The 25,087-nt window shown below is 52.9% G+C and carries 15 protein-coding genes; 10 read left to right on the top strand and 5 right to left on the bottom strand.

Features of this window, described 5'->3' with window-relative positions:
* The first annotated feature begins 9 nt into the window (after nucleotides 1–9).
* The 3 genes from P2W70_RS17840 to P2W70_RS17830 are packed head-to-tail and all read left to right on the top strand — an operon-like array spanning nucleotide 10 to nucleotide 4,574.
* Entirely contained in the window at nucleotides 10–1,449 is a 1,440-nt protein-coding gene (locus P2W70_RS17840) for an alpha-L-fucosidase (protein ID WP_276482862.1), read from the top strand.
* Nucleotides 1,450–1,508: 59 nt separating this feature from the next.
* Entirely contained in the window at nucleotides 1,509–4,172 is a 2,664-nt protein-coding gene (locus P2W70_RS17835) for a glycoside hydrolase family 2 protein (RefSeq protein WP_276482861.1), read from the top strand.
* Between the two features lie 15 nt (nucleotides 4,173–4,187).
* Nucleotides 4,188–4,574: a group III truncated hemoglobin gene (locus P2W70_RS17830; RefSeq protein WP_276482860.1), complete on the top strand. Its 387-nt coding sequence runs from the start codon at nucleotides 4,188–4,190 to the stop codon at nucleotides 4,572–4,574.
* Between the two features lie 36 nt (nucleotides 4,575–4,610).
* On the opposite strand, the gene P2W70_RS17825 is transcribed toward P2W70_RS17830, so the two are convergent.
* From P2W70_RS17825 to P2W70_RS17815, 3 genes are all read right to left on the bottom strand, one after another.
* Entirely contained in the window at nucleotides 4,611–5,843 is a 1,233-nt protein-coding gene (locus P2W70_RS17825; RefSeq protein ID WP_276482859.1) for a hypothetical protein, read from the bottom strand.
* Between the two features lie 82 nt (nucleotides 5,844–5,925).
* The gene (locus P2W70_RS17820) at nucleotides 5,926–7,521 is read right to left on the bottom strand and encodes a RagB/SusD family nutrient uptake outer membrane protein (protein WP_276482858.1); all 1,596 of its coding nucleotides are present in this window, start codon (nucleotides 7,519–7,521) and stop codon (nucleotides 5,926–5,928) included.
* 22 nt (nucleotides 7,522–7,543) lie between these two features.
* Nucleotides 7,544–10,534 (bottom strand): SusC/RagA family TonB-linked outer membrane protein, encoded by a 2,991-nt coding sequence (locus P2W70_RS17815; RefSeq protein ID WP_276482857.1) that lies wholly within the window; start codon nucleotides 10,532–10,534, stop codon nucleotides 7,544–7,546.
* A gap of 367 nt (nucleotides 10,535–10,901) precedes the next feature.
* Between P2W70_RS17815 and P2W70_RS17810 the strand changes: the two genes are divergently transcribed.
* From P2W70_RS17810 to P2W70_RS17780, 7 genes are all read left to right on the top strand, one after another.
* Nucleotides 10,902–13,265, top strand: a complete 2,364-nt coding sequence (locus P2W70_RS17810; protein ID WP_276482856.1) for an alpha-L-rhamnosidase-related protein — start codon at nucleotides 10,902–10,904, stop codon at nucleotides 13,263–13,265.
* A gap of 188 nt (nucleotides 13,266–13,453) precedes the next feature.
* Entirely contained in the window at nucleotides 13,454–16,606 is a 3,153-nt protein-coding gene (locus P2W70_RS17805) for a SusC/RagA family TonB-linked outer membrane protein (RefSeq protein WP_276482855.1), read from the top strand.
* 53 nt (nucleotides 16,607–16,659) lie between these two features.
* On the top strand, nucleotides 16,660–18,186 hold the full coding sequence (locus P2W70_RS17800; protein ID WP_276482854.1) for a SusD/RagB family nutrient-binding outer membrane lipoprotein: 1,527 nt from the start codon (nucleotides 16,660–16,662) through the stop codon (nucleotides 18,184–18,186).
* 27 nt (nucleotides 18,187–18,213) lie between these two features.
* A complete protein-coding gene (locus P2W70_RS17795; RefSeq protein WP_276482853.1) occupies nucleotides 18,214–18,744 on the top strand; it encodes a DUF1735 domain-containing protein in 531 nt (176 codons plus the stop codon).
* A 200-nt stretch (nucleotides 18,745–18,944) separates the two neighbouring features.
* Nucleotides 18,945–19,481: a LytR/AlgR family response regulator transcription factor gene (locus tag P2W70_RS17790; protein WP_276482852.1), complete on the top strand. Its 537-nt coding sequence runs from the start codon at nucleotides 18,945–18,947 to the stop codon at nucleotides 19,479–19,481.
* 246 nt (nucleotides 19,482–19,727) lie between these two features.
* The gene (locus P2W70_RS17785; protein WP_276482851.1) at nucleotides 19,728–20,660 is read left to right on the top strand and encodes a hypothetical protein; all 933 of its coding nucleotides are present in this window, start codon (nucleotides 19,728–19,730) and stop codon (nucleotides 20,658–20,660) included.
* A gap of 30 nt (nucleotides 20,661–20,690) precedes the next feature.
* Nucleotides 20,691–21,062: a hypothetical protein gene (locus P2W70_RS17780; protein WP_276482850.1), complete on the top strand. Its 372-nt coding sequence runs from the start codon at nucleotides 20,691–20,693 to the stop codon at nucleotides 21,060–21,062.
* Nucleotides 21,063–21,173: 111 nt separating this feature from the next.
* Here P2W70_RS17780 and P2W70_RS17775 read toward each other — a convergent pair whose 3' ends face one another.
* Together P2W70_RS17775 and P2W70_RS17770 are read right to left on the bottom strand one after the other, a co-directional pair.
* On the bottom strand, nucleotides 21,174–22,169 hold the full coding sequence (locus P2W70_RS17775) for a phosphotransferase enzyme family protein (protein WP_276482849.1): 996 nt from the start codon (nucleotides 22,167–22,169) through the stop codon (nucleotides 21,174–21,176).
* A 137-nt stretch (nucleotides 22,170–22,306) separates the two neighbouring features.
* Entirely contained in the window at nucleotides 22,307–25,066 is a 2,760-nt protein-coding gene (locus P2W70_RS17770; protein WP_276482848.1) for a glycoside hydrolase family 127 protein, read from the bottom strand.
* Nucleotides 25,067–25,087: the final 21 nt, after the last annotated feature.

The following is a 25,087-nucleotide window of genomic DNA, read 5'->3' as shown; positions in this document are numbered from 1 at the left end:
TGCATGACCATGCGATTAAGAAACCTATTGACCGCTGCGCTGCTGGCTGGTAGTTGCGGCGGCTTTGCCCAAAATACCATCCACCCGGTGTCGGTGGCCTATGAGTGGCCCCAGGAGCCTGCCGTGCGTGCCAAGCTCGACCAGTGGCAGGACCAGAAATTCGGCATGATCATCCACTGGGGATTGTATGCGGTGCCGGGTATGATCGAGTCCTGGGCGCTCTGTTCGGAAGACTGGATCGACCGCGACAGCACCATCGGGTACGACAATTTCAAAAACTGGTATTGGGGGCTCAGCAAGCAATTTAATCCTACACAGTTTGCCCCCGAACAATGGGCGGCAGCGGGTAAAGCAGCGGGCATGCGCTACCTCGTGTTTACCACCAAGCACCACGACGGCTTCAATATGTTCGATACGAAGCAAACGGATTTCAGCATTGCCAAAGGCCCGTTTGCCAGCAACCCCAAAGCCGATGTGGCGAAGTATGTATTCGATGCCTTCCGTAAAGAAGGATTCATGATCGGCGCTTATTTTTCCAAGCCCGACTGGCATACGGAATATTACTGGTGGCCGAAGTATGCCACGGCCAACCGCAACAACAACTACGATATTCGCAAGAACCCCTGGCGCTGGAACAAGTACAAGGAGTTTACCTATAACCAGATCGGTGAACTCATGAGTAATTACGGTCAGATCGATATTCTCTGGCTGGATGGTGGCTGGGTACGCCCCCGCGAATCGGTGACCGAAGAGGTGCTATCCTGGGGCGCGCCGATACCCGACTGGAGCCAGGACATCGACATGCCGAAGATCGCCACCATGGCACGCAGCAAGCAGCCCGGTATCCTGATGGTGGATCGTACGGTACATGGTCCTTACGAGAATTACCAGACACCCGAACAGCGCATCCCTGATAAACAATTGCCACATCCCTGGGAAAGCTGCATGACCCTCGGCGGAGCCTGGGGTTGGGTGCCGAACGAACAATACAAATCGACCACGAAGGTGATCCATTCGCTCATCGAGATCGTAGCGAAAGGGGGCAGTCTGCTGCTTGGCGTAGGGCCTAAGGCAGATGGTACTTTACCGACTGAAGCAACAGAAAGACTGGCCGCCATCGGTGCCTGGATGAAGGTGAATGGAGAAGCGATCTACGGCACGCGCACAGTGACCGATTATCAGGATGGTAATGTGTATTTCACCCAGCAGAAAACCGGCGGTACCTGGTATGCGCTGGCTACCATCAAGGAGGGTGATGCCCTACCTGCTGTGGTGGAGTGGAAAGGAAACCTGCCGAAGAAAGGCAGCAAGGTCAAATGGCTGCAAACCGGCAAGGAGGTCAAATATGCCGTGACCGATGGGAAGGTGACCATAACACTGCCCGCCGGCAGTTTGAAACAGACGGCGCCGACACCGGCATTGTCGTTTTCGTTTACACCCGCTCAATAATCGTTATCTTATACAGCCGTCGTGTGGCCCGGTCCGTACGACGGTTTACTTCACTGCTTATGAAGCATCTGCTGCTTTGCTTACTTTTTGGTGCAACTGCTGTGCACGCGATAGGTCAGGATCGTTATGAACTCCACAGCGGCTGGCAATATGCTATGATCAATACGGTGAGCGTGAAAGGCGATGAGCTATCCAGGCCGGGCTTTTCACTCAAGGGCTGGCGTGCCGCCACTGTACCGGGTACCGTACTCACGAACATGCTTCACCACCAAAAAGTGCCCGATCCTTTTTATGGCATGAACAACGAACGCATTCCCGATATCTATCATACCGGGCGCGACTATTACACGGCCTGGTTTGTCAATAACTTCAGAGAAGCAAGGCCGGTGAATGGCCAGCAAGTATGGCTTGACCTGCGTGGTGTAAATTACAGCTGCGAAGTATTTCTGAATGGACATCTCCTTAATGAAGCAACGCACAAGGGCATGTTCCTGCGGCAATCGTACAATATTACCCGTTACCTCGCTGCAGATGGCAACAACCGGCTGGCCGTAGTGGTCTACCCGCCCGACCCCGTCGGCAATCCCAATGGCGGACAGGGTGGGGATGGACGCATTGCCAAAAACGTATCGACCCAATATGTCGCCGGATGGGATTGGATACAACCGGTGCGTGACCGCAATACCGGTATCTGGGATAAGGTATTCATAGAACGGACGGGCGTGGTCAACCTGCGCAACCCGCACATCGTGACCCGCGTGCCGGGTGAGCGGCATGCTCGGGATGAAGCACAACCGCCTGCTACCGTACAGATGACCGTGGAGTTGGAGAATACCAGTGCGCGTACGGTCAAGGGCGTGGTGCAGTATACGTTGGAAGGCGTAAAACTGCAGCAAGCCATCACCCTGCAACCGGCCTGTACCACGCTGGTGAAACTGGCGGATCTCACGATCGAGCGGCCACGGCTATGGTGGCCCGTGGGCTATGGTATGCAAGACCTGTATACGATGGAGTTACAGTTTATAGCAGACGGTCAGATCAGCGACCGGGAAGCGGTCAGCTTTGGGGTGCGGGAAATATCCCGCACCTGGAATAAGGCTACCCAAAGCAGCGAGATCCGGGTAAACGGATTACCCATCTTCATCAAGGGCGGCAACTGGATCATTTCCGATGCGATGCTGCGGCTGAGCGAAGCACGTTACGACGATGAGGTACACCATCACCGCGACATGGGGCTCAACCTGATCCGCATCTGGGGCGGTGCCTTGCTCGAAAGGCCGGAGTTTTACAAAGCCTGCGATAAATATGGGTTGCTGGTATTCCAGGACCTGTGGATGTCGGGCGACTGCAATGGCCGCTGGCTGGATCCGAAGAAAGCAGAAGACCAGGCCACCCGTCGCCAGTATCCCGATGACCATGGATTGTTTTTACGCTCTGTGGAAGACGGCATCAAACTGATCCGTAACCACGCCTCCCTCGCCATCTGGTGCGGGGGCAACGAGATCACACCGCCCGACGATATCCTGCGGGCCGTGCGCGATACGCTGTTGCCCGAACTCGATGGTACGCGCATCTTCTTCGACTATTCCAACTCCGACAGCATGTCGTTGAATACCCTGGGCGGTAACGGCGATGGTCCTTACAATATTCAGCCCATCGATACTTTCTGGCAACACCGCACCTGGCCCTTCAATTCGGAAGTGGGGTCTGTTGGACTGGGTGATTATGCATCCCTGCAACGATTTATTCCTTCTGCCAACTTGCAGCAATGGCCGGTGTACACACCTGCATTGGGAGAGCAACGTGAGCGTGAGAAGGCTGATTCTGTCTGGGAGTACCACAAATACATCGGCTACAAACAATACATCACCGCCTACGGTCCTGTAAAAGATGTACGCGACTTTGCCCGCAAAGCGCAACTCGTCAACTACGATCAGTACCGCGCGCTGGCAGAAGGGTTTGCAGCGCACCGCTGGCAATGGTATACCGGCTACATCATCTGGAAAACGCAGAATCCCTGGACCGCCTTGCGGGGACAGATGTATGACTATTACCTCGACCCGAATGCGTGTTATTATGGCTTGCGCACAGGAACACGGGACCGGCATATCATGTACAACCCGGTAACCGGCCAGGTAATGATCAACAATGAACAAAATACTCCCTATGGGCGCGTAACCGTGCGTGCTGTTGCCTATGACATGGCTGGTAAAAAGTATCCGCTATTAGAGGAGACGGCCTATGTGACCGGTGGCAGGTCATATACCTTGTCATCTGTTAAACGACAGCTGGACATCCTGCGGGTGAAAGCCGGTATTTTCCTGGCATTGAAAGCCACCGATGAAGCAGGGCACTTCTTCGACGATCAGGTTTACTGGTTGCCCGATAGCAGCGGACAATACAGTGGTCTGCAAACCCTGGCGCCGGCAGCGCTTTCTGTGACGGTAGGTCATGTGAAGCCCGGTTCGGCTACCCTCACGCTGCGCAATGCAGCCGGACAACCGGTATCGTTCTTCAACCGCATCACTCTGCTGCACCCCGTGACCCGGGAGCGCATCCTGCCTGCTTTTTACAGCGACAATTATGTGTCGGTACTGCCGGGTGGGTGGACGTTTGTAGCGTTTGATTGGAAAGACCATTCAATCACCCCCATTGTCGAGATCGAAGGTTGGAATACGCCAACCATCAGCGTGGTTTTGCCATCGCCCAGCCCGGCCAAATAGGTTACCTTTGCTGATATGCACGACATTCAAAATAGAGAAGACATCAGTTTACTGGTGAACGAGTTTTATAAAAAAGTAATACCCGATCAGCTGATCGGGCATTTCTTTACACGGGTCGTGCATTTTACCTGGGAGGACCATATACCGGTGATGATCTCTTTCTGGGATACGGTGTTGTTTGCGCAGTTGTCGTACAAGGGCAATCCCATGGTGAAGCATGTGGCACTGGATCAATTATATCCCCTCGATCCGCTGCATTTCGATCGCTGGCTCTACCTGTGGCAGGAGACGGTGCGGCATCATTTTGCCGGCCCCAAGGCCGATGAAGCCATCGAACGGGCTCACTCCATTGCGAAGATCATGAAAGCCAAGATCGCGGCACAGCATCCACCGAATACGTAAGAGCAAGGATCTGCCTCGCTGCCTTGTATTCAATGCCTACTTGCCCCGTTGCCTCTTAATATACTCCGCACTTTTTTCCGCATAGATCGCAATCAAATGCGTGCGCACCTGGTTGACATTTGCTACCTGCTTGTCTTCTTCTTTTAAACTGATCACCGATGGCAAGGCCGGCATATGGCAGTCGATGCAATTGCTGGTAATGGCCGCGGCCGGTAACTGGGCTGCGAAACTATGTTGCACACTGGTGTGGCAACTGCTGCAGCGGGCAGACAGCACCGCCGTATTGTCTCGTTCCTTTGCATGCGGATCATGACAGGAGGTGCAGGTAAGAACCGCGCTTTTGGTAAAGCAGGCGCTGGCCGTCATCAGTTGGTATTGGTTGCCGTGTACATCCAGTTTGCTGGCACTGCTGCCCGTAGCAATCGCCGAAGAGAAATACTGCGACAGTGAGTCGCCGGGCCTGAACTGAAAGATAGAGTTATAGGAAGTATGACCACCCGAATGGCATTGCGCACACAGGTCCAGTTGTTGTTGCTGGGATAATTGCTTGTACAGGGCTATATGTTGCGGCTTTTTCTCCGCCGGGTTATTGGTATGAAAGCTGACATGTTCCGCACCGGGCCCATGACAGCGTTCGCAATCCATGCCGTAAATGATCTTCGACTTGTCGAAATAATCAACCTGTCGGTTGCCTTCCTGCTGCGAGCCTTTGCGCTCGATATAAGAGCCGTGGCATTCAAAGCAACCAATGTTTACTAATCTGTCGAAGCGAACCTTGTCGGCCGGGTAGCTGGGACTGTTGACCCAATTGCCTGCCTGCACCGAATAGGAAATGGGCAACTGAAATACATTGTCATCCCACCAGTACAAATAGGTCTGCGCTTTACGTCCCGACCCAACGACCATCCCAAACGGAAATGCCTGTTTTTCTACATCGTTCATATAGGCCACCTGGTAACACCAGTCCTTGCGTTGCTCCATCACCACTTTTAGTTCAGGGCGATAACGAAAAGTATTGTGACCTGGTTCAAAACTGCCTTTGATGGATGTCAATGAGGGGCGGGCGGAGGTGGCGTGGTGGGCAGTCGTCAGCCAGTTTTGGTGTATAGACTGGTGACAGGCTTTACAGGCATCCGCGCCGGCATAGGCAACGCCACGAACATCTGCGGTAGTCCGGGGCAACTGCTTGCGGGGCGCTTCCATACACCGGGCAAGCCCGAGTATCGACACGGTGATGGCAAAGGCAATGAATAGCTGGGTGCGGTTCATAGACGTTGTAAATATGATGAAACCCCTTGTAAAAACAAGGGGTTACCAAAACTAACTGCTATATGACAATATACCATAAACACTATCTGTAATCTGCGTTCTGCTGCAGGTTGGGGTTCTTGTCGAGTTCCACCTGGGGGATCGGGAAGAGGTACCGCTTCTTGCCATCGTTCTTCGGGCGGTGGTTGAACCAGATCTTGCGATCGTACACGCCAAAGCGGATGAGCTGTTGACGGCGCTGACCTTCGGCTGCGAATTCCCAGCCCAGCTCATCGAGCATACGGCCATAAGGAATATCGGCGCCGCCTTGAAACTCGGCAATGGTGCCATCGGTGTTTTGCCAGCCATAACGGTAAGAGCTGCCAAGCTGAAGCTGAGCACCTGTTACGGTAGCCTTTGCGGGGCTACCTAAAAATGCACGCTTGCGTACGTTGGTAACCAATACAGCTGCTTCATCTGGTTTACCACTGCGCAGCAAGGCTTCCGCTTTCATCATCATGATACCTGCCAGGCGGAATACGGGGTAATCTACACTGAGGCCGCTGCGGGCGCCTGCCTTGATCTCGTATTTGCCGATCCGGAAACCTTCGAAGAAACCGGTATTCTCGATGCTGGGCACTGCTTTGGTATAGGTGAGGATCAGCTCGCCGGTGCGCACATTGCGTTGTTCGCCCTGTAGCCAGGTATCCTTCATGCGGGTATCATCGGGGTCATAGGTATCGATGAATTGTGGTACGGCGCAGTTGCCACCCCATGGCTGGCCGGTAAGGTCCAGTACATTGCGGTGAGCCGTTGCCAGTGTTTTCATGTGTATGCTGTTCTGCGTAGCAAAGATCTCGTCGAATGGCACCGCGAAGATCAGCTCCTTCGAGGTGTTGTTGGTCGTGATGAAGTTGGTCTTGAAGGCCGCTTCCAGCACATACGGTCCTTTGGTGAGTATCTCATCGCACTGATCGATACATTTTTGCCATTGCGCTGTACCGGTATATACCTGGGCATTGAGGTACAGGCGGGCCAGGGTGGCGCGGGCAGCCCATTTATTCATGCGGCCATACGTGGAGTTGTCATTCTTTTCACTCAGCATCGGGATATTTTCCAGCAATTCCTTTTCGATGAAGTTGAATACTTCCACCTGTGTAGCCTGTTTGGGCCGGGCAGTGTCCTTGAAGTCGACTACCAGGGGCACATTACCATGATTAGCCACGAGTTGTGAATAGTAGAAGGCGCGTGCCGCTTTCAATTCAGCGATCAGGGCTTCCTTTCCGGTAGTTACAGGGATCGACCCTTCGTTGATTTGCGACAGGATCCGGTTTACCGTGTTCACCCCCCGGAAGTTCTCGTTCCAGGCATTGACGGGCTGCCATTCGGTGGGTGTCCATTCGTGACGGTGCATACGTTGGTAGGTACCACCATCGTACCAGCCATTGGGGCGTACGGGGGTAACGATCACGTCTGCCGGTTCTTCCTGCAGATCGAAATCACCCTGCCAGCCTACCATTACCGTACGGAGTGGCGTATAAGCTGCCCCAATGATGGAAGGAATATCGTTTTCTGTCGGATTGAAGGAAGTTTCTAGTACCTGGTCATACACTTCTTCGTCCAGTTTGGTACAGGAGCCCAGCATGAGCGTAACGCCCATCGCCAGGTATATCGCGGAAAATAGTTGTTGCTTTTTCATATACAATGTAATAAAGCTTTAGTTAGAAAGTCAGGTTAAGTCCCAGGGTGAACGTACGCATAGTAGGATACTTGTCGCGGTTGTCGTTGCCGGGATCCATACCCAGACGGCCTGTCTCAGGGTCGAGGCCTTTGTAACCAGTGATCACGGCCAGGTTCAGTGCAGACGCATACACACGCATGGCCTTGATGAACTTCACTTTGGACGTGCTGAAATTGTAACCCAGGGTTACGTTATCGATTTTCCAGTGATCACCATCCTCGATATAATAGGAAACATAGGACAGGGGAGAGGTAAGGCGCGTTTTGCCATATACCTTATCAAGGGCGCTTTCCAGCATATTGTATTCCTTCACGGTAGGGTTCTCATAATACATACGCTGGAAGTTCAGGATCTGGTAGCCAAAGGAACCACGCATGTTGACAGCCAGGTCGAGACGTTTGTAGCGGAAGCCAAGGTTCCAGCCTGCGGTATGCTTGGGTACACCGTTGCCGAGGATCTTCTTGTCTTCGTTCTTCGCATCGGCGATGGGCTTGGGTTTGCCATCTACGCCTTCGATGATCCATTTGCCGGCATTGTCGATGTCGACAGATTTATAGCCGTAGAAGTTGCCGATCGGCTGACCAACCTGCACACGGTGCGTGATCAACTGGATGGGTTCGCCGGTATGACCTGCGTCGAAGAATGGATTGGCCAGTTTGAAACGCTCGTCGGAAGAGATCGAAACGAGGGTGTTCTTATTGTAAGACCAGGTGATATTACTGTTGATCTCGAAATCCCTGGTTTGATATACCTGCGTATTGATCAGGACCTCGATACCCTGGTTCTTCATTTCACCGGCATTGGCCATGGTAGAACCGTTCAGGTTGGGTGGTACCGGTACGGGGAAGTTGTACAACATATCGCGGGTACGACGTTGATAGAGGTCGATGCTACCGCTGATGCGGTTCTTCCAGATAGCGAAGTCCAGACCGATGTTGTACTCGGTTTTCTTTTCCCAGCGAAGATCCGGGTTGGGGTTACGTACGGGCTCGATGGGCTGTATCCACTGACCATTGTACAGGAAGCGGTTGGTGCTGTTGTAGTTCATGCTGATCAGCGACATGTAAGGGTCGGAGGGCACTGTACCCGTAATGCCGATACCGCCACGCAGTTTCAGGTCATTGATGAAGGACGCATTTTGCATGAAGTTTTCACGGTTGATGCGCCAGCCGATAGAAGCCGCGGGGAAGTTACCCCACTTGTAGTTCTCACCGAATTTGGAAGAACCTTCATGACGTATACTTACCATCAACATGTACTTGTCGTCATATACATAGTTGGCACGGGTAAAGAAGCCGATGAGCTTGTGGTTGTTCTTGTAGCTGCTCATGTTCACGGTGTTGTTCTGCAGCAACAGGGCATCACCCGATTGCAACCTGTTGTAAGAATACAGGTCGGTGGGGAAGTTGGAGTTGGCGGCGCCAAAACCTTCTGCTGTCACACTCTGCCAGCTGTAACCACCCAGCAGGGTAATACGGTGCAGGTTGAAGGAGCGGGTGTAATCTCCTGTAAGTTCCAGCAAGTTGTCGCGCGAGTAATCTGTACCGCGGGAGGCATAACCGGTCCTGCGCGACGTTTCAGAAGCACGGTGTTTGTTGTTCTCTGCATAACCAGTGAGGCTGGTGAGCTTCACGGTAGACAGCAACAATTTAACATTCAGGTTCTTGATGGGCGTGAATACCACGTTGGCGTTGTAACGCATTTCGTTAACCGTTGTTTCGCCATCTACTTCTTCAATCGGACGAAGCGGGTTGTCGTAGTTATAGCCATTGGGGTCTTCGCGGTAGAAGCCGGCGTAGTTGTATACGCTGTCTGTCGGGTTGCGGATGATCGCCTGGCGATAGATATAGCTATAGTTGGGCGCTGCAAAATAGTTACGGTTACGACCGATGACGTTGAAGTTCATCTTCAGCTTACCGTCGAACATGATATGGTTGAGGTCCGCACGGCCGATCAATTGCTCATTTTCGGAGCGCTTGAAGAAGCCCTGCCATTGACGCACGTTCAAAGAGGCCACATAGTTGGTCGTAGCAGAACCTCCCTGGATCGATAGGTTATGTGTTTGGCTGACGGGGTCGCGGCTGACCACATCCAGCCAATCGGTGGAAGTGCCTTTATCGAAATTAGCGGGGAAAACACCTTCCTGGATACCGCGGCGATAGCCTGCAGCGTCGAGGAACTTCATTTTCCGGGCAATGGTCTGTACGTTCACTTGTCCTTCATATGTGACGGAAGAAGCGCGGCTGCCTCTTTTCTTGGTGGTGATGAGGATAACGCCGTTGGTACCACGGGTACCATAGATGGCGGCAGCAGAACCGTCCTTCAATACGTCGATGGCCTCGATGTCTTCGGGCGCTACGGTGTTGATCGCACCGGGGATACCGTCGATCAGGATCAGCGGCTGCTGGGATGCCATCAGGGTGCTGGTACCACGTAGGGAGATCTGGGTGGTGGCATTGGGGTCACCACTGGCGCTCGTTACGGCTACACCGGCTACTTTGCCTTGTATCAATTGGCCCGCATCCCGGGCAAAACCTTTCGTGAAATTCTCTTGTTTAACGGTGGCTACGGCGCTGGTTACTTCCCCTCTTTTCTGTTTACCATAACCTACTACGACCACCTCATCGAGGCTGGCATTTTGATTCTGCATGGTGATGGCCAGGGTAGTCTGGGTGCCTACTTTTACTTCCTGGGCGGCATACCCTGTCGCAGAGAATACCAGTGTTTCTCCTTCGTTCACATCGATCGAAAAGGAGCCGCTGCCGTCGGTGGTGGTGCCGCGTTGCGTGTCCTTGACCAGCACGGAAATGCCAGGCAGTGGATCGCCTTTAGCATCTTTTACAACACCCGATACCTTGGTGGCAATCGGCGACTTTTTGTAAAAGGGCAGATCTGGAGCAAATGCGTTGACTGAGGCAGGTGTAAAACATAGCCAGGATGCTATGCCCGCGCCCGCAAGGAGCTTAATCATAAGCAATTTGATTTGTTTGTTTAGTGTTTATGTACAATCGTCGCTTCTATAGTACAGGATGTCTGCTTGTGTTTTTTTGGATACGGTTAGGGTACACTAGTTGATGCTGGGTAGGAAGCATATGGCAATACGATTCCCCACCGGGCCTGCCGGTTTTTTTCTCGACTGTTGTTGAAAACGGATATAACGAAAGTATCATTATACCGTAACATCTTGTTTATACCATTTAACCAGCTCTTGTCAAATATTGACTTTAATTGTACACACGACAATTAAAGCGCATGGCCCAAAAGGTGGGTGATTGGGTGGTCAATTTTATTTTCAATACATTTAGTAACTGATTGTTGCACCGATAACGCCATAGAACATGAGAGCCTTCGCTTTTCTTTTACTGATTTTCACCGCTCTGCAGCTCCTCGCACAAGAACCTGCTATCAACCCTCGGTGGCTGCGACAGCACTGGACCGCCAGCTGGATCACCTGTCCCGATGTACCGCAGCGTGCCTACGGCATCTATCATTTCAGGAAAAGGTTTTCCCTGCCAACCAGGCCCGCCCGTTTCGTGATTCATGTAACGGCCGACAACCGGTACCGTCTTTTTGTCAATGGGCAGGCCGTTTGCAGTGGTCCCGCCCGCGGCGACCTATATAATTGGTATTTTGAAACGGTAGATATCGCACCCTATCTGAAACCCGGCGACAACCTGCTGGCGGCACAGGTCTGGAATATGGGCGAGCAGGCGGCCGTGGCCCAGATCTCTAACCAAACTGCCTTTGCTCTGCAAGGGGATACCGACGCAGAGCAGGTGGTGAATACGGACAAAACCTGGAAGGTGACGCAAAACAAAGCGTATCAGCCTTGCTCGATCGACAATGGTCCGCGCCTGCATACCTATATGGTGATCGGCCCGGGCGACAGTGTGACGGCTGCCCGTTATCCCTGGCAATGGGAACAGGCGGGCTTTAACGACGCCCAGTGGCAGCCTGCCCGCCGCATCGATGCGCCAGTGCCCGTTGGCTATGGCACGGATAACCTGTGGACACTGGCGCCCCGCAACATCCCGCCCATGGAAGAAAAGCCCCAACGTATCGGGCAGGTGCGCCGGGCCAGCGGTATTACGGTGCCGCAAGGCTGGCTGACCGGCAAAGCGCCCCTGACCATACCGGCCAATAGACGGGTTAGCCTCTTGCTCGACCAATCGTTCAATACCGTGGCCTATCCCGAACTGATCCTGAGCAAGGGTAGGGCGGCACAGGTAAAACTCACCTACGCAGAGGCCTTGTTTGGTCCGCAGGGAAAAGGCAATCGCGACGAGATAGACGGCAAAGAGATACGGGGCAATTACGATGTGTTTGAAACGGATGGCGGAGAACACCGGTTGTATCGCCCGCTATGGCTGCGCACCTATCGATATTTGCAGCTAGACATCACAACCCGCGACGAAGCCCTGGTGATCGACGACCTCTATGGGATGTATACAGGTTATCCTTTTGAACAACGCGCGTCGTTTACCAGCAGTGATTCGTCACTGCAGGATATCTGGAACGTGGGCTGGCGTACCGCCCGCCTCTGTGCCGGTGAGACCTACTACGACTGCCCCTACTACGAACAATTGCAATACGAAGGTGATACGCGCATTCAAGCTCTGATCTCCCTGTATGTGGCGGGCGATGACCGGTTGATGCGCAAAGCCCTGCTGGACTTCTACCAATCGAGGGTGCCGGAAGGCCTTACCCAGGGACGTTACCCCAGCAACCGGCTGCAGGTGATTCCCCCATTCTCTTTATATTGGGTATCGATGGTCTACGATTATTGCATGCACCGCCGCGACGATGCTTTTACGGCACAATTCCTGACCGGTGTGGAAGGTGTGCTGAACTGGTATGAAAAGCACATCGACACGGCACGGCAGATGCTGGGACCAATGAAATGGTGGAACTTTACTGACTGGAACCATGCCTTTCCCATGGGCGTGCCCGATGGTGCTACTGATGGCAATTCGTCGGTAATCACCTTGCAGTATGTATACACCTTACGGCAGGCGGAAGCGTTGTTTAGATATTTTAAGAAACCTTATCAGGCTGCCCGCTATAAAAAGATCGCCACGGCCCTGGCTGCCGGCACCTATCAGGCCTGTTATGATGCCGGCAAACAAATGATGGCCAATACGCCGCAACGCAATACCTTTTCGCAACATGCCGGCATCATGGGCGTATTGACGGGTGCCATACCCACTAGCCAGCAACAGATTGTGATGAAGCGGGTATTGTCTGATACTACCCTTAGCCAGGCGACTTTCTATTATCGCTTTTACCTGACATTGGCACTCAAGCAGGCAGGCATGGGCCAATTGTATTATGCCCAGTTGAAACCCTGGCGCGATATGCTGCGCAGGGGCCTTACCACTTTTGCCGAAAACCCCGATCCTACGCGCAGCGATTGCCATGCCTGGAGCGCCAGTCCCAATTACGATTTCCTGGCCACGTTATGTGGTATCACGCCGTCTTCTCCCGGATTTCGTACGGTGGAGGTGAAGCCGCAACCCGGCGAGCTGCAGCAGGTCAGTGGCCGCATGCCGCATCCGGGTGGTGAAATAGCCGTTGAGCTGGTGCGAAAAGGAGCATCCGGCGTGCAGGCTACCGTTACCTTACCACCCGGGGTAACGGGCACCTTCATCTGGAATGGCATTACCTCAAAGCTGATAAGCGGCAGTAACAAGATCGTTCGTTGACGCCTTTTTACATGCCTGCTGCGTAGTACTACCTAGGTTCAAAAAGACCTGCTGTGGTGGTTTGTTAAAGCTCAGCAGTTCGTATGGTGTAGGCCATCTGGCTATTCAGGTGATTCAGCGAAGATGCAGCGCAGAATGCTGATGGAAAGTGTCTTTGGTCTTTATTCATCAAACCAAAGCAAAAGTCCATGTCAAGAATTCTATCGCTGCTCTCCCTACTATTACTGTATGGGTGGATGGCGGTGGCCCAAACCCGAACGGTTACGGGCACCGTCACAGATGAGAAAGGCAATCCCATTGCCTTTGCCTCCGTGCTGATCCAGGGCACCTCCCGTGGAGCCACTACCAACGAAAAAGGCGCCTTTACGATCGAAGTCAACCCCGGTGCGGTCTTGGTCATCTCAGCCGCCGGCGCCAGTTCCCAATCCGTTGTGGTAGGCGCTGCCAACAGCTATCCGATTGCGCTGCAAAAAAACGGCACCCTCGATGAAGTGGTAGTAACGGCACTGGGAATACGCCGTAAACCCCGTGAACTGGGTTTCTCTACCACGATCGTAAAAGGCGAGCAGATCACGGCCGCCAATAATCCCAACCTCGCCAATGCCCTCACAGGTAAGATCGCGGGACTGGTGGTCACCAACGTCAACAGTAGTGTACAGGCCGATACACGCGTTGTGCTGCGCGGTAACCGGTCGATTACAGGTAACAACCAGGCGCTCATCGTGCTCGATGGAGTGCCTGTGCCGGGTAATACCCTCGACTACCTCAATCCGAACGATGTAGAAAGCGTGAATACCCTCAAAGGCGGACAAGCTGCCACCTTATATGGATCAGACGGTGTCAATGGCGCCGTCGTGATCACCACGAAAAAGGGGAGGGGCAGCAAGAGTACCGTTACGGTCTCCTCTTCTGCCAACTTCGAGCAAGTGAGTTTTATGCCCAAATTTCAGAACCGCTTTGGTAACGGGTCGGGTTATAGTTCGCTTCCCTCGCTCAACTATCGGGCCTATGAGAACCAATCGTACGGTGATGAATACGATGGTTCGATGCGTCCCTTGGGTAGGGTCACCGAAGATGGCGATACACTGATGGTGCCCTATAGTGCCAGGCCTGATGAAAAGCGCAAAGTGTGGGACCTGGGTTCCGTTTTTCAGAACGATGTTTCCATATCAGGCGGCGATGAAAAGAGCTCTTTTTATATTTCTTTTCAGGACGCCCGGATATCGGGTGTAGTGCCCGGTGATACACGCAATCGCAATGCTTTCCGTTTCAACAGCAGTCGCACCTTTGGCAAGCTCAAGGCCGGTTTCCAGGCTACCTATGCCATCGACCGGTTTGACCGTACCTGGTCCGATTTCTATGAGCTGGTGGTCAATTCGGCAGCACACGTGCCGCTCACGGAATTGCGTGACTGGCGCAACAACAAATTCGCCAACCCCAATGGTTACTACAATGACTATTTCCAGAATCCCTGGTTCGACCTGGACAACAACCGCCACAAAGGGAATACCCGTAGCTTCAACGGTAGCTTCGACCTGCAGTATGCACCCACAGACTGGATCAATGCAACGTACCGCCTGGGCCTCGTCAGTTCCAACGCAGAACAGAAGTTTACGACCGGTCAGTTCATCTATTCCGACTGGGCGCGTAACAGAGCCTATGTGCCCGATCCCTGGACCAATGACTACAATGGCATCAGCCGTGCACGGGGTAATATCACCGGCGGCGTGGAAGATCGTTTCAGCTCGTCCAATCGCCTCAACTCCGACCTGATCCTGTCGTTCTCCAAAGACTTCAACAATATCAGCACCAACCTGATCCTGGGTAATAATATTCAGCAAAGTACCAGCAATTACCTGGAGGTAGCCTCAGGCTCGGTGATGATCCCCGACCTGTACAACATTGCCAACCGCACCGGCGAATTGCAGGGCGAACAGACCTATGCCCGTGACAGAAAATATGGCTTCTATGGAGACCTGACGGTTGGCATCAACGATTACTTGTTCCTGCATGGTGCGGCCCGCCGGGATGCTACTTCTTTGTTCTACCGGGAAGGTCGGAAATCCAGCTTCTACCAGTACTGGTACTACGGAGGCGATGTGTCGTTTGTGGTCAGTGATGCGCTACCCGTTCTCAAGCTGGGGCCGATCGACTACCTCAAGCTGCGGGCAGGCTATAACAAGAATGCCAACGCCAATATCAGGCCTTATTCGCTGGACCTTATTTATATGATGGGAAGCGGTTTTCCCTATTCCTCCCTGCCCGGTGGTACGGTGGATAATACCCTGCCGGATGGTGGCCTGCGACCTGAGTTTGTCAAATCGTTTGAAGGAGGCTTTGAGCTATCGTTGCTGAAGAACCGCATCGGCCTCGATTTTACCTATTACTACCAGATATCTGAAGGACAGGTGATGGAAGTGGGTATGAGTGCCGGTACCGGTTACCGCAATGCCCGGCTCAATGCCGGACGGCTCGATAACAAAGGGTTTGAAGTGGAGCTGAAGCTGCAACCGGTAAAAACCAAAACGGTTACCTGGGACCTCAATGTCAACTATAGCCTGAATGACAACGTCGTCAAGGAACTGTATGGAGATATGAATGCACTCTCGCTCAATAATAATTATATCGAGTCACGGGTGGCTACAGCCTTTGTGTACGCACAAAAGGGTAGTGCCTATCCCTTGCTGCGCACAACAGGCTATCGCCGTGACAGCCTCGGTAGGGTGATTGTCAGTGCTACGAGCGGTAACCCCAGCATAGCTGCGGATCAGGTGGCCATCGGGCGCACCATTCCCAAACACGTGCTCGGATTGAGTACCCGCCTCACGTGGAAGGCGTTTGCGCTGTCTGCTACGATGGAGTACCGCGGCGGCTACTATGTATTTCATGGACTGGGCTCCACCATGGCCTTTACCGGTATCAGCGCTATCACCGCCTCCTATGGCCGGGAAAACTTTGTACTGCCCAACTCGGTGTATGAAGACGGCTCTGGCAAATATGTGCCCAATACTACCATGCCGGTATCGGATGGTCACTACGGTTACTGGGATACACAGTTCAAAAATGCCGGCGAAAATTTCGTATCGCGCGGTGATTTCTGGAAACTGCGGGAGGCGAACCTGACGTATACGGTGCCTGCCTCGCTGATCGGCAAGATGAAATTCATCAAGAGCGCCAGTTTCAGCCTCATTGGCCGCAACCTGTTTATGCTGCTGCCCAAGGACAACCAGTACGCCGATCCGGAATTTGCCAATACCACCGGCAATGCCCTGGGGATTAACGAAACCACCAATACGCCACCGGTACGGTCATTTGGTGCCACCTTATCCCTGGTATTCTAAAAGAGGCCAGCAGGCATGAACAATCTCTTTGTATCAAAAGAAATATAACAGTGATGAAACTCAATACAGGCATTTATATACTGGCCACCTCCCTCGGCATAACTGCTATGGGGTGCCAGAAATTCATTGATGTGAACACCAATCCCAATAGTGCTACGGTGACCAGTCCTACCCTCATCTTTACCAATGCGCTCAATGTCTACGCCACATCGCTGGCGAGAGATGCGAATGTGCTGGGTAATTTCTGGGGCGGGTATTGGGCGCATTCTACCAGCTATACTACTGGTGCGCCGGAGAAAACATACAATTTTACCAATGGCGACTTCAACTATTGGGGGGGCATTTTCGATAACCTCACCGATTTTCAGTATGTACTCGATGAGGCCGATCGCGTTGGACAAAGCTACCTGAAGGGACCAGCCAAAGTGATGAAAGCCCTGCGGTACCAGGAGCTGGTTGACCTGTACGGCAATGTACCTTATGCCGATGCCTTCAAGGGTACGGCGGTGTTTCAACCGAAATATGATCCGGCCACTACCATCTATGATTCCTTGATCAAAATACTGGATGAAGCGGTGGCTGACCTCAAGGCACATAATTTTCCAACGCCTTTTCCCGCGGGTATTTTTAGCATCGGCAGCCGGCGTGGTACGCAAGAGTGGATTCGGTTTGCCAATACGGCCAAACTGCGTATCCTGATGCGCCAGAGCCTGGTGGCCAGCCGTCAGCAGTATGTGCGTACAGAGCTACAGAAAATACTGACCGAGGGAAGCGGGTTTATAGGAGCAGGAGAAGATGTAACGTCTCAGCCAGGTTATGCAAAATCGAGTGGTAAACTCAATCCTTATTACCTCGCTACGGGCTACAACGAGAATGATGCCCCGCAAACGGGGCAATCACTGTATCGCATGAGTGCATTTCTGGTTAATGACCTAAAGAGCCACAACGACACCATGCGACTGAAATACCTGGCTGCTGTGGCGGAATCGCTGCAGCCTGCCAATGCGCCGGATTTCTACCTGGGCAATGTCGTCGATTATGTCGGCGTGCCATTTGGCGGAGAAGGAGAAGATTACCTGGCTTCATTGACATCAGGTGTGGGGCCTGCCCGTGTGATCCTTGGCCGGGCTACAGAGGCGCAGGTGATCTTTACTGCGGCCGAAAGCTTTTTGTTGCAGGCAGAAGCGGCGCAACGATTCGGTTTGGCTGGTCTGGGCAATCCGAAGGACCTGTACGAGCAAGGAATACGTCAATCATTCCGGTTGCTGGGGGTGCCTGCGCAACACGCTGATGAATTGATAGCCGGCAGCGCTAGCTTTGCTGCTGCACCGGATAAGGTCCAGGCCATCCTTTACCAGAAATGGGTAGCCCTGGCGAATTTCAACGGCCTGGAGGCCTGGTCGGAGTTCAGGCGCAATGATTATCCATTGATCCCCCTGTCGGTGAACAGCTCACAGAATGGCCATCGCCCGGTACGCCTGTATTATCCGCAGGATGAGTATAGTACCAATGTCAACAATGTAAATGCCCAGGGCGATATCGATGTCGCTGAATCGCGCCTGTTCTGGGATATACGCTGATCCATTTACCATCATTTAAATCTCATTATGAAACTGAATCGATCTCTATGGCTGACAGGTTTTGCCTTCTCCGCCATGCTCTATAGTAGCTGCCTGAAAAAAGCAGGCACGTATGTCGACGACCTATTGTACACGTCCAAATCAAACCTGGTAGAGTTAAGGCAGGCTGAAGGACAGCAATTGCCCGATCCCACAGATCCTGTAGCGATCGGGTACGCGCCAACGCCGGCGGAAGAAAGCTTGCTGATCGCCTATGTACGGCTGGCGAGCGCTTCACTGCCCACAGCGCCGGTGACGGTCAAGGTGAAGCTGAACAACAGCTGGCTGCCCGCCGGGTATGTGCCCTTGCCAGCGAATGCGTATTCATTCGTTACGCCACCGGGTAATATGACCATTCCTGCCCAAAGCAGGTTTGCAGCGATCCGGATCGTGCTCAAAAAGCAATTGCTCGATCCCGCTGTTCATTACGGCCTGGGCCTGGAATTGGAAGACGCCGGGGCGGGCAACGGGATTAGTGAGCGCTCGTCGTTCATCATGGTGTCGCCACAGCCCGAATAGCGGAAGAGGCAGGTAAGCAGCCCTGCCAACTTACGTTAAAAGCGATAGAATCCCAAATAGTACGATGAATGACAACCGGTGCGTTCATCGTACTATCCTGAAGCTGGTAGGTATCGGGCGGTAAAGAAGAACGACGGTGAATAAATTGCATTGTCAACATCATCGAGAACCTTACCACGATAGCCATGCAACAGGATACCATGACAAAAACATCGCAGCCTTCCAACAACGTGAAAGGAAATCAAGAGCCACTACCGGCCGAATTGGCTGCCGATCAGGAATTACAACAGTTGTTTCAACAGCTGCGCTCCAGGGAACCGGAATTGCTCCGGAAGCTACTGCGCTCCTGCGCGGCACTGGTACTGAAGGATCAAGAGGCAGAAACGGTGTACAATGCAGAGAAGGAGCGTTTCCTGGTCAAGACGGGCCGCCACCTGACCTCCGTACACATCAGCCAGGTCGCTTTCTTTTATTGCGAGAACAAGACCGTATACATGAAAACACGGGACGATCGCAACCATATCCTCAAGTCGAGCATAGAAGAGATCGAGCATACCGTATCGCCGCGCGATTTCTTCCGCATCAGCCGGCAGATCATCATCAGCCGGCATGCGATCAAAAAGATCATCATCTGGTTCAATGGGACCTTGCGTATAGACCTGCAGCCGGGCGAACATGCCAATATCATCATCAGCAAACTGCGGGCGCCACAGTTCAGACAATGGCTGGGCGAATAAACACTTCAAATTATAACTATCGCCGTCTAATTACCTGTTTCAACATAAAGGGTGTGTAATATTTCTCATGTGCAAAAGTTAGTTTTTGCTGCGGAGGGCCAATTATGGCCCTCCTATGTTTTTAGCCCTGCCCTTGCACGGTAATCAGTTGGTATGCCGCGCCTTGTACGTCGAACTAAAAAAAGAACCGGGCGGCTTTAAACCTTTATGGCCTCCCTCCGTCTGATATTACAAAACCACCCTAGTATGAAAATGAGCAGGTACACGCCGGGGCTTTTGATGGGCCTGGGCCTTGGCTTACTGTCGACCGCAGCTTCTGCACAGACCAATGCGGACTCAACCGGCTTACCGGGCGATCAATTTAGTTTGCAGGGCGCACTCGAATTATTTAAGCAGGCAGCTTCTCCGGAGGCCTTTGAGCAATTACTGAATAGCGAATCCAGCAAGGTCAATAACCTGGACCTGAACGAAGATGGTAAAACGGATTATATCCGGGTTGTGAGTAAGAAGGAGAACGATGTGCAGGTATTTGTGCTGCAGGCACTGGTGTCTGATAAAGAAAGCCAGGACATCGCGGTGATCGAACTGGAGAAAACTGGTCAGGACAATGCCGTATTGCAAATCGTCGGCGACGAAGATATCTATGGCGAAGAGACAATCGTAGAGCCATCAGACGAGGATCAGGCAGTGCTGGAGGCCAGACCATCTTTATTGGCGAAAGGGCCAAACCTGGAAGTGCTGCCGGTAGACGCAGCGACGGGTGTGATCGTGAATGTATGGGCGTGGCCCTGTGTACGATATGTCTATGCACCGTCCTATCGTATATGGGTATCTCCCTGGAGCTGGGGCGTACGTCCCGCCTGGTACCGTCCCTGGCGCCCCCTGGCCTGGACAGTATATCGCCCTATCCGCTATCATTTCCGTCCACATTATACCGTGGTACATACCCGCCGGGTAGTATATGCGCCTCGTATCTATAGACCGATGCGTGTAACTTCAGTAACCGTTGTCAACCGGCATCAGGTGGCTGTCAACCATTACAGAACCACCAAAGTCAATCGTTCGGTAGCCACCCATGGCAACCGTCATGGACAGGTTAGCCGTAAAACCACCACGGTCCAGGGACCACGTGGTAATAAGGTGAGCAGGACAAAAACAACCGTTCGTAGAAAGCATTAATTTTTTCTAACTAATAAAGAAAGTTTGATCATGAAGAAGTATTTATGGGCGCTTGCCATCGTGCTGATCGGCAGTGTTACGATGGGTTATGCGCAGAAAGGTGACAGGGCCGCTGCTGCCAAAAGAATGACCGATTCCATGACCGTTAAATTGCAGCTGACAACCGAGCAGGTCCCCAAGGTGCAAGCCATCAATGAAACCTGGGCCAGCAAGGCCGCAGCGATCCGCAGTGAAGAAGGAGAAAGAATGGAAAAGGCAAAAAAGATAAAGGAAGCCAACCAGGACCGTGACAAGGCTTTGAAAGAAGTGTTGACGGAATCGCAATATGCCGACTACGTGGCCAACAAAAAAGAACTGAAGAAGGAAGCCAAAGGGCGCATGCGCGACAGAAAGAAAAATTAGTCAATCAGGTATACAAACAGACCGCCGTTCTTTACCGGCGGTTTTTTTATGCGTATCCCGTAACCTGTTCGATGATCCCGTATTTTTCCGGGGCAGTCACACGCAGTGGCTTCAGACAGCATACACGTCCAGTATCTTCTTAATAATGTTGACCCGCTCTCGCAGGAAACCATTGTTGAAGTACTGCGAAGAGAAATCGTCGAAGTGTTCGTAGTTGAAAGCCATGTAAAAGATCCAAAAGCCAACATGTAACCAGGGCAAGGCCTTGATCTCGGCATCGGAGAGCGGACGCACGGCAGTATAAGCATCGAGGAATACCTGGAAGTCGATGTCCGATTTTTCTTTGGTTTGTCTGCCCAAGACGGCGTGCAACGCAAAATGTACCCAGTAAGTCATGAGGTCATTGGCGATGACGCCCCGGCCGGCAAAGTCGAAGTCGAAGAAAGTGAGCTGGTCCTGCGCATCGAAATGAAAATTCTTGGGCAGGAAGTCGTACTGAATATAACCGGTGGGGAATTGGTCGATGCCCAGCGCATCAAGCTGACGAATAGCTTTATCGGCTTGTTCCTGTAGTTGCCTGTACTCATCGGGCATCTCTGCAAATGCAGGTTCCAGCACGGTCACGGGTTGCCGGAAAATGGTATCGTGGTCATAGCCTTTTCTGGGATAGGGTAGCTTCACCCCCGATGTGATGTTGTGCAGCTTCGCCATTTCGCGGCCCGTTGTGGCAAGCTGTTCTGCCGTGGGGAACATGGCTGGCTTGCCTTCCGCGAAAGTAAATACGACTCCCCAACGTAGCCCCTCTGCTGCCTGGAGGGGTAGCAGGAACTGGCCTTGACGGTCAGCGAGGGGGTAAGATACCGCCGCGCCTCCGGCGCGTAACTGGTTCAGCAACTCCACCTCGCTGAGAATCTCTTCCTTTTTGCGGTGTACGTCCCGGTAGATCTTCAGGATGTATTTCTTATCCGTACCCGTTAGCACATACGTGTCGCTCACGCCCCGCAACAACAACCGGCCAGATAATTGGCCGAGGTTATACAAGTCCGAAATATGAGGCCCCAGGGCGGTGGCGGAGAGCGTGGAATGTTGTGTAGGGAAGATTTGCATAGCTGGCGGTTGAATGGGGCGCTAAGCTACGGAAATGTGGCTTCCCGCGCAAGCAGTGGTATTATCTTAAAATGAAAACACACCACCTCGCGGTGATGTGCTTTCTGCGGTATAACAATCAAAACTTGCGAGAACGCTTATTGTTTTCTTTCTTCCTTGATCCACACATTCGATTGTGAGGCACGATCCATACGAGCCTGTGGCGGCTCATTGGGGCGTGTAGGAACGGTTTGGTTTTCATTGTTGGGTGTGGGCGATGTGGGGATACGATTCAGGCGCGCATAGTTGGGAATAGCCAACAGTGGACTACCATCACTCCAGGTGCCTTTGATGGTCATCACACCATTCAGGAAGGTAGGCTTCCACTCCAGTGTGAGGGGGCCTTTGCCGATGGTGCGGTTGATGTCACCATTGTTGTCGGCTGTTTCCACATTGTAGATCAATGGACCTACGCGCATGGCTACACGGCCACGGTTGCCCTCGATGCGCTCATCGGCCGTGATCTTCTGGATCTCCATGGGTAATACCACTTCGATCTTATCGCCTGCCTTCCAGGTACGTTCGATCGCTACATAGCCATTTTCGATCTTTACAGGTACTGCTTTACCATTTACCTTCAGGGCTTTCAGTCCACTCACTGCCGGTACAGGTTTGTACAGTTCACTGGTCGTGCGGTTGGGTACGCGAACATACACGGTGAATTTCTTCGATACTTTAGGGTTCACCGTGATGGCTATATCACCGCTCCAGGGATAGTCTGTTTTCTGTACCATCTCCACGTCGGTACCAACCACTCTTTCTACCTTGATAGTGCTGCCCACATACATGTTTACATAGATGCCCTTGTCGCCGGTAACATACGTCCAGGTAGGGATCATTAACAACGTACGGGGAATATTGCCTACGCAGCAGGGGCACACATGCCACTGGTAACGTGGCTGGAAAGAGGAGAGGGGATTGGTGTACAGGAAGTTCTTGCCCTCGAGGTCGATAGACCCCAGCAAGGCATTGTACATGGTTTCTTCGTACAGGTCGGCATACTTCGCATCGTGGTAGGCCAGGTTCATTTTATACTGGAAGAAGATGAGGCCGGCGCTCGAGCAGGATTCGCAATACGCATTGTTGCGCAGCGAATAGTTGCCACCAAAACCTTCAGAGGTTTCACCACTGCCGATACCACCCGTGAGGTAGTATTTCTTGTTGATCATATTATCCCACAGCGACATCACGGCGCTTTGGTAATCGCGGTCGCCGGTTTCGGCGGCCACATCGGCCATGGCCGAATAATTATAAGTAGCGCGTACGGCGTGACCGACGGCTTCATATTGTTGTTGTACCGGAACATGGCTCTGGTCGTACTCGCTGCCGTTCTTGCGGTTGTCGAGCAGGAATTTGGCCAGGTTGATATAGCTATCGCCATGGCTGCCCTTGCCTTCCATATCGTTTACAAAACGACCGAAACGCACGAGGGCCTGTTCCATTTCCTGGTGGCCGTCATACCATTCGATCTTACCGGGAGCGATATTGGCTACCCAGCAATCGGCCAGTTTCTTGGCGGCATCGTACAGGCGTTTGTCCTTGCCTTCGGTGAGGGTGTAGTGATTGATGGCGCTTTCGATAAAGTAGCCGGCCACATATCCTTCATGATCACCACGGTTGCGTTCGTTCCAGCGGGTTTTCCAGCGGGTGGTGTCACGTAACGTGAAGGCGGTTTGCAGGTAGCCGTCAGGCTCCTGGGCAGAGAGGATGAGGGGGATCCATTTTTCAAGGGTCACCTTCATTTTCTCCTGGGCAGCAATGATCTCCTTATCGCCTTGTGGGTCCACCATCAGCGCGATACAGATCGACTCGATGGTTTGGTGTACCCACGCGTTGGAGAATACATAACCCCGGTGTTTGGCATGGGGCTCACCACGCAGGGCCTTGCCAGCTTCGATGAAATTGTCGATGCCACCTTCACCAGTCTTCAGGTCGGTACGCTCGCACTGGTCCACACACCAGGGAATCCAGTTGGTGATCATGGCTTTTGCCCGATCGTTCCAGAGCTTGCTGTCGATCTTGTAGCGTTTGGTATATACCACATCGAGGCGTTTCTCCTGGGGTGGCAGGTGCACTTTTACTTTCAGGTCAGAAGCGCCGGATTGTTTGGCACCGGTAGCAGAAAGTTTCAGGGTATAGTCACCCGGCGTAGAGAAAGTGGCCGTAGCGTTCTTGTCGGCGGCATTGCTGAATGTGACATTGCCGGGACCGGAAACCTTTGTCCAGCTGATCTTACTGATCGGGTCAACCGATTTCACCGTACCATTGAGCCAGGTACGGCCTCCAACCATTACATCGCGGTCGCCATTGGTCGCCACCACCGGTGCAGGAGCCGCAGAGTTGGGCGCCTGGAATACTGCCCATTCGAGCAGGGTTGCGGTGGCGCGGTCGGCCGAGTCCAGGTCGATGCGGAGTTTGGTCGTCTTTACTTCGTCGAAAGTGGTTTTGTTGTATTGGTTATTGGTAAGCCCCAGGCCGGCAGCGTTCTTGACGGGCACATAAGCCTTGCCATCCCAGTAAGAAAGGCGATAAGCTTCCGGCAGTCGCAGGTTGCCGTTGAAGTCCCACCAGTAGATGGCCATTTCGCGGGTCGTTACGGGCGTGGTCCAGGTATACTCGACCCAATATTGAGCGCGGGGAAAACGGCGTCCGCCACCACGGTTGTTGCCGGAGGGGGTAGGCGTTTGACCATCATTGAGGGCATCGAGACCGCCAAAACGATTGGTGGCCGATGGGGTCGCTACAATGGCGAGGTTGGGCTGTGCGGCAGGCGATTGGCTTTGAGCCGGTGCTGCCGCAGCCAGTAGAGCGATCAGGGCGGCATAAGAGCCAGCCCTTGCAGTACGATTTGTTGGCATGGTACAGTTGTCGTTAAAATG

It is taken from the genome of Paraflavitalea pollutisoli (assembly GCF_029360705.1).
GTDB lineage: Bacteria > Bacteroidota > Bacteroidia > Chitinophagales > Chitinophagaceae > Paraflavitalea > Paraflavitalea pollutisoli.
This window is presented reverse-complemented; position numbering and strand designations above follow the sequence as displayed.